We start from the raw sequence: 7,054 nt of genomic DNA, 5'->3' as shown, positions 1-7,054 counted from the left end.
CCCCTAGGCACTTCACCCGGGGTACACGAGCATGCAGATAAGTCTCATGCTGGAAGAAATCCATATGTCGCCATTCCTGTTCCACCGTGTCATGGACCGGGCAGTCCTGACCGCAGACAGGGCAAGCAAGCCGACTTCCCTTGGGAAAGTTGATATGCAGGTCCAACCGCTTCTCCTCCAGCTTGAAAGTCACATCGTCCACCATCCACRGCGGAACCAACCCCAACGCCAAGGTAAACAGCTTGTCTTCGTCCATCATTAACCTTCCCTAGATCAGCAATGCCCTAAGACTACCGTACCCTCGTATCCACTCCAAGTAGCGAGGAGCCTGAGAACAATACCCGTCTGTGTTTCGACTGGAAACCGGCTCCAGAATGCCAGCTCAAAGTGGGAGAACCCTATGATTAAAAGTCTGTCTGCAGGAATGGGCGTTGCCCTGATGGCTTTATTATTACCGAATGCGCTGGCACTTAATTCTTCCGGATTACCAGCCGGGATGCTCACTCAACTCACTCCGAAAACAGCCATCGTCATGAACCCTTCTCAATCTGGTTCCCTGGAAAAAACCAGCGATCAAGATAGTAACACCCGCAATGAATCCACTGCTGCACAAGGGGATGGCGCTCTCATCATCCACCATCAAGTTTTTTATTTGCGCCGGGTTACGGCATATAACGCTTTACCCAGCCAAACCAACAGCAATCCTGGCATCTCAGCCTGCGGACCCACCCGGCCTGACCAGATCGCCCTGTCACCTGATCTTTTCTTTCGCAGCAATGGCAGCAATCGCTGTGGAGAAAAAATCAACATCGTTCTCTCTTCGGGAAAAATCATTCATGGCATCGTATGGGACACCATGAATCCCCGTTACCACATGGCCGCAGATATTCTTATGGGCAGCGTCCAGCAAGCCATGGATTTTGGTGTTCGAAAAGCCCGCTTGCGTTTTGTGCATTCCAGCAAACCCGCTACCAGCGGCGTCTGAACACTTCAGCTCAGGCCGGCCCCGCAGCCATCATGGCCTCAATGTCTGCCACCTTTTTAGGGACATTTTGCGAAAGAATCTCGGGATCTGCCGCTGTTACCACTACATCATCTTCAATCCGGATTCCGATTCCCCGCCACCTTTCCGGTACCGCAAGATTCGCCGGAGCAAAGTACAGACCCGGCTCTACCGTCAACACCATTCCGGATTCCAGTTTCCGTGAGGTCTTGTCTTTATTGCGATAATGTCCCACATCGTGCACATCCAGGCCCAACCAGTGACCGGTACCATGCATATAAAAAGCTTTATACGCTCCCTGTTCAATCAGGGCATCACGACTGCCTGAGAGGATTTTCAGATCACGCAGGCCATCTACCAAAACCTTGACCGCCTCATCGTGATAATCAGAAACCGGCCTCCCGGCCTGCACCGCAGCAATTCCAGCCTCCTGAGCAGCCAGCACAATTTCGTAGATTTCCCGCTGGGCAGGACTATACACACCATTCACCGGGAAAGTACGGGTGATATCCCCCGCATATCCGGCAACTTCTGCCCCGGCATCAATCAGAACCAGATCTCCGTCGCGTAATTCCGCATTATTTTCCGTGTAGTGAAGAATACAGGCATTTTCACCGCCGCCGACAATACTGGGATAGGCCACACTCGGTGAACCCAGGCGCCGAAAAACATGTTCAATTTCCGAACACAGGGCATATTCCATCATTCCCGGCTGGCACTGGCGCATGGCATGACGATGTCCGGCTCCACTGATGCCCACGGCGGCCCGCATGCACTCCAGCTCGGCAGGATCCTTAAAAAGGCGCATTTCATGAACCAGACCGCCGACATCCACTACTTCCTGCGGATAACGAATACCCTGACGAATCTTGCTTTTCGCCAGATTTCGCCAATGCATGACTCTGGCGTCAAAATCACTGTTTTGCCCCATGGGATAAAACAGAAGCTCCCGGCCTTCCAGAAGCGCCGGTATTTGCTCATTCAAGTCATGAATGGAATAACAGCGATCCACCTGGCATTGGGCCAGCGCCCCCTCCAGGCCCGCCCTGCGCCCATCCCAGGTTTCCCGAGCCGGATCACGAGGACGGCAGAACAGAATTTGCTCTCCCTCAGAATATCCAGGAATCAGGACGAGGACGGCCTCAGGCTCCTCAAATCCGGTGAGATATAAAAAGTCGCTGTCGCCGCGAAACGGATATTGCACATCACTATTACGCTGTTTGGGGACAGCCGTAGGAATAATGGCAACGGCAGAGTCATGCATTTTCTGCATGAGCTGACGGCGTCGGAATGGATAATCGGGAGTAGGTAAATCAAGTATGGGCATAAGGCAGGCCTCCTATGCCCCTATTATCACATAAATAACGCTGAAAACGACAGTTGGCCTGAAGGCTTTGCAGCACCAATCTGGATTTTAGTGCATCGCCGCTTCAACCTGTTTGAGAAAGGCTGGGTCAGTCTGGGTTTGCTTGAGCATGCTGGAATATTGTTCAGCGCTCAGATGGTTGGTCGCCAGCACTTTGTCCAACTTTTCCACATAGGATTTTTTGACCGCGTCCTGCTTGGCTTTACTCACGCCTTTCTGACTGATTTCAGCATGAGCCTGCGCGTTCAGGGGTTTGATCTGCGCAACAGCATGGGCAAAATCCTTAATCTGGGCCGGGCTTGCGGCCATGGCATCACTGGCAAAAGCCACATTGCTGACTAGTCCCAATCCTCCCAGCGCCAACACGACAAGTCCGAATTTAATAGAATGACCCAACGATTTCTGCATGGTGTTTCTCCTCTTGTGAAAGCAAAAATAAACCACATATATCAGCAAATTACGTGACAAATCGTCGACTGTAGAGTCGCTACCGTAACGACTCCTTGAAGATTTTGCAAGCCATGAAAACCCATTGGGGAAGATCTCTCTAAGATCCCGAAAAGGCATCATCCATAGCATCACCCAGGCGCAGTACCGAAGTGATTTGGAAGGTGCCGGGAGCCTGCAACTGATCTCCACGCGGAGTAATCGCGCCCTTAAAGCCCAGTTTGACCGCTTCGCGAATACGCCCCTGGGCATCGGCTACGGGTCGCACCTCTCCGGCCAGACCCAGTTCTCCAAACACTACCCGTCTTCCCGTCATGGCCTTGTTGCGAAAACTACTTAACAAGGCCAAGGCCACAGCCAGATCGGCGGCGGGTTCATTGACCCGAATTCCCCCGGCAATATTCACAAATACGTCCTGATCAAAAAACATGCTGTCCCCATGCCGATGCAATATCGCCAGCAACAAAGACAGGCGATTGGGATCCAAGCCAATGGCGACGCGGCGGGGATTAGCCAATGGGCTGGGAGTCACCAGCGCCTGCACCTCGACGAGCAGCGGCCGTGTACCCTCCTGCGTTGCCAGCACCACACTTCCGGGTACCGGTTTTTCATGCTGGGAGAGAAACAACTGCGAGGGATTGGCCACTTCACTCAGTCCAGCTTCCTGCATCTGGAATACGCCCAACTCATTGGCTGCACCAAAACGATTTTTGATGGCGCGCACAATCCGGTAGGGGCTGCCAGCTTCGCCTTCAAAGTACAGTACCGTATCGACCATGTGTTCGAGAACACGCGGACCGGCAATTGCGCCTTCCTTGGTCACATGCCCAACCAGCCAGACGGTGGTTGTACTGGCCTTGGCAAAACGCACCAGACGGGCGGCACATTCACGCACCTGGGCTACAGATCCGGGTGCCGACTGCAGGCTATCGGTATATAAGGTCTGTATGGAATCAATCAGCAACAAATCGGGTTTTTCAGCCTGCAGTAGTGCTTCGATGGCTTCCAGATGGTTTTCAGCCAAAACCCGCACCGGACTTTTCCCCAGGCTCAAACGCTGGGCGCGCATGGCCACCTGAGCTGCCGATTCTTCACCCGTCACATAGAGCACTTTGCTACTCAGACTGAGATGATGGGCCGTCTGGAGAAGCAGGGTCGATTTACCGATTCCCGGCTCGCCTCCCAGCAAAATAGCCGCACCAGGGACTTGCCCACCTCCCAGTACCCGATCCAGCTCTGACAATCCGGTCGTTCTTCGGCCAGCATCTTCCAAAGGTACCGCATGGAGAAACTGGGGCGGGCTCGCATTGGCAAAAGCGGTCTGCGAGCGCGGACTGCTTTTTTCGACACGCTGTTCCACAAAGCTGTTCCAGGCCCCGCAATCCGGACAGCGGCCCAGCCATTTGCTGCTGCTGCTGCCGCAATCCTGGCACACAAATACATTTTTATCGCGACTCATGCCCGCAGCCTCCTGGGAACGCGCATCTGGATGCGGCAACTCATTTCATAAGGGATGGTATCCAGCTGCTGAGCGAGCGTCTCCAGAGTAGGTCCTTCGCCACCCATCAGCGTCACCTTGCTGCCGATGTCTGCCTGAATATGGGTAATATCCACAAACAGCATATCCATACTGACCCGCGCCAGAGTACGGGTTTCCTGACCGGCCACCCTGATGGCAGCACCTGATCCCAGCTGACGCGGATATCCATCGCCATAACCTGCTGCGACAACCCCCACCCGACAGGCCTCTGCTGCCTGCCAGGTGGCGCCGTAACCCAGCCAGTCACCCGCCTGAAGATGGCGCGTCGCGACAATTTCACTTTGCCAGGAAAGCACCGGTTGCAGGCCCAGATCCACACCATTTTTACCGGTGAAGGGCGATAATCCGTACAGCATCAAACCCGGCCGTACCCAGTATTGATGGGTCGAAGGCAGACTCAGAACAGCCCCGGAGTTGGCCAGACTATGCTGGCCCAGCGTGCGACCTGAATATGCTTTGACCATGCGCTCAAATACCGCTATCTGTTGATCATTGAATGGATCTTGCGGGCAATCAGAACGCGCCAGATGGCTCATCAGGCCCAGCACCTGCCAGTGCGGATAGGACTGCAGTTTTGCAAAAACCTCCCCCAATCGTTCCGGCGCAAAGCCCAGACGGTGCATGCCCGTATCCACCTTGATGAAGATTTGCAGGGCACGATGCGGGATCTGGCTTTCGAGCCAGGCCAGTTGGCGATCTTCATGAATGACCAGCCAGTAAGCGCGTTCGGTGGCGAGCAGTACTTCTTCCGCTGTAAAAGGACCGCCCAACAGACAAATGGGCTTGTTCAATGCCAAAGCTTGCAGCGTTTCGGCTTCTTCCAGAGAGGCCACGGCAAAAGCATCCACACCGGCTGCAGCCAGAACCGGAGCACAAACACGCACATCATGACCATAGGCATTGGCCTTGACCGCCGCCATGATTCTGGCCTGAGGCGCATGATTACGAGCCACCTGAAGATTATGGCGCAAGGCTGAAGAGGAGATTTCGGCGATGATGGGGCGGGTCATGGGGCTATGATAATCCAAGCGCCGTTAAATCTGAAAACGGCAGGCGGAGGGAAGCATTACAGCGGCTGTGATGTTCATGATTATCCTAAAAACGGCAGTTGCTATGGGTGCTTTGCAGCGACTTTTGTTCTGAGCCGTTGTTGTTCTTGGTGAAATCCTGCGCCCGTCAGGAGAGCTGTTTGAGCCCGTAGGGCGAGTTCTCTCCTGACAGCAGGATGAGCCCTAGAACAACAGGCGAGGAACAACGGAGCAAAAAGCACTCATAGCAACTGCCGTTTTTAGGATTATGGCTGTGCGCGCAACCGGAGAAACTCAGTGACCGTATTCGCCGCCCGTTGGCGCATAATTTTCAAAGCGGGTATATTCACCGAAAAAGCTCATCCGCACGGTTCCGATGGGTCCATTGCGCTGCTTGCCGATAATGACTTCGGCGATGCCTTTTACCTCTTCATTATCCTTGTTGTACACCTCGTCCCGATACAAAAACAGGATCAGATCGGCGTCCTGCTCGATGGCCCCGGACTCGCGCAAGTCCGACATTTGTGGACGCTTTTCAGTGCGGTTTTCCAAACTGCGATTGAGCTGGGACAAGGCGATGACAGGAATGGACAACTCCTTGGCAAGGGCTTTCAATGAACGGCTGATTTCGGAAATTTCGGCCACCCGGTTATCGCCTCTACCCGGAACCTGCATGAGCTGCAGATAATCGACCACAATCAAATCCAGGCCCTGCTCGCGCTTCAGACGGCGTGCCCGGGAGCGCAGGTCGGCAGGAGACAGGGCCGCAGAATCATCGGCAAAAAGCGGGGCGGTGCCCAATTCGCCAATGGCATGGGCCAGTCTTGGCCAATCGTCATTTCCCAAAGTGCCGTTACGCAGACGGTGCTGATCTACTCGCCCCCGCGACGACAAGGCCCGCAAAACAATTTCGTCTGTAGGCATTTCCATGCTGAACACCAGCACATTCTTGCCTTCAACGCAGGCGACGTGCTCGGCCACATTCATGGCAAAGGATGTTTTTCCCATACTGGGACGACCTGCCACAATTACCAGTTGGCCCGGATGCAAACCCGAAGTTTTTTCATCCAGATCAGCAAAACCCGTAGCCAGACCGGTAACCCCTTTTTTGTCACGGGCGACCGCCTCAATACGATCAATTACGGCGGGCAAGGCTTCTTTCAGCTGCACAAAACCTTTACCTGCCCGCTGTTGCCCTTCTGCCAGTTGGAAAACCCGACTTTCGGCTTCATCGAGAAGCATACGCGCTTCGCGCCCATCAGGCCGGTAAGCCAACTCGGCAATTTCCCGGCCGACACGAATCAATTGGCGCAGGGTGGCCCGCTCACGCACAATGCGGGCATAAGCCAGCACATTGGCCGCAGAGGGCGTTTCATTGGCCAGCAAGAGCAAATACTGTACACCGCCGGCATCAGCGAGATGCTCATGATCCTGCAAGGTTTCTGACACCGTGACCGCATCCACGACGCGACCGGCATTGAGCATGTTACTGATCGTCTGAAATATCAGACGATGCCGACGCTCATAAAAATCTTCTGCGGCGACCGCTTCCATGACCTGATCCGCAGATTCCGGGTCAATCAGTAACGCACCGATCACCGATTGCTCGGCCTCAATGGAATGCGGCGGAGCTTTCACCCCGCCGCCGTAGTCATCCTCTTCGTACAAGG

General features: G+C 54.4%; 7 protein-coding genes. 1 reads left to right on the top strand and 6 read right to left on the bottom strand.

Translation table 11 applies throughout. The annotated features are described in order from the left end of the window. On the bottom strand, nucleotides 1-259 hold a 259-nt coding region (locus H7F08_RS07315; RefSeq protein WP_413541257.1), incomplete at its 3' end, for a transposase family protein. A 141-nt stretch (nucleotides 260-400) separates the two neighbouring features. Between H7F08_RS07315 and H7F08_RS07310 the strand changes: the two genes are divergently transcribed. Beyond that, nucleotides 401-985 (top strand): hypothetical protein, encoded by a 585-nt coding sequence (locus H7F08_RS07310; protein WP_193640231.1) that lies wholly within the window; start codon nucleotides 401-403, stop codon nucleotides 983-985. Nucleotides 986-995: 10 nt separating this feature from the next. Here the strand turns inward: H7F08_RS07310 and pepP are convergent, their stop codons facing one another. From pepP to dnaB, 5 genes are all read right to left on the bottom strand, one after another. Further along, on the bottom strand, nucleotides 996-2,330 hold the full coding sequence (pepP, locus tag H7F08_RS07305) for a Xaa-Pro aminopeptidase (protein ID WP_193640230.1): 1,335 nt from the start codon (nucleotides 2,328-2,330) through the stop codon (nucleotides 996-998). An 87-nt stretch (nucleotides 2,331-2,417) separates the two neighbouring features. After that, nucleotides 2,418-2,777: a DUF4168 domain-containing protein gene (locus H7F08_RS07300; RefSeq protein WP_193640229.1), complete on the bottom strand. Its 360-nt coding sequence runs from the start codon at nucleotides 2,775-2,777 to the stop codon at nucleotides 2,418-2,420. 139 nt (nucleotides 2,778-2,916) lie between these two features. Further along, a complete protein-coding gene (radA, locus tag H7F08_RS07295; RefSeq protein ID WP_193640228.1) occupies nucleotides 2,917-4,275 on the bottom strand; it encodes a DNA repair protein RadA in 1,359 nt (452 codons plus the stop codon). Beyond that, a complete protein-coding gene (gene alr / locus H7F08_RS07290) occupies nucleotides 4,272-5,366 on the bottom strand; it encodes an alanine racemase (RefSeq protein WP_193640227.1) in 1,095 nt (364 codons plus the stop codon). Before alr ends, radA begins: the two co-directional genes overlap by 4 nt. A gap of 312 nt (nucleotides 5,367-5,678) precedes the next feature. Continuing rightward, nucleotides 5,679-7,052, bottom strand: a complete 1,374-nt coding sequence (gene dnaB / locus H7F08_RS07285; RefSeq protein WP_024892885.1) for a replicative DNA helicase — start codon at nucleotides 7,050-7,052, stop codon at nucleotides 5,679-5,681. Nucleotides 7,053-7,054 lie beyond the last annotated feature (2 nt).

Source organism: Acidithiobacillus sp. HP-11, assembly GCF_015100075.1.
Lineage (GTDB): Bacteria > Pseudomonadota > Gammaproteobacteria > Acidithiobacillales > Acidithiobacillaceae > Acidithiobacillus > Acidithiobacillus thiooxidans.
The sequence above is the reverse complement of the archived record's forward strand: the minus strand, read 5'-3'. Positions and strand labels throughout refer to the sequence as shown.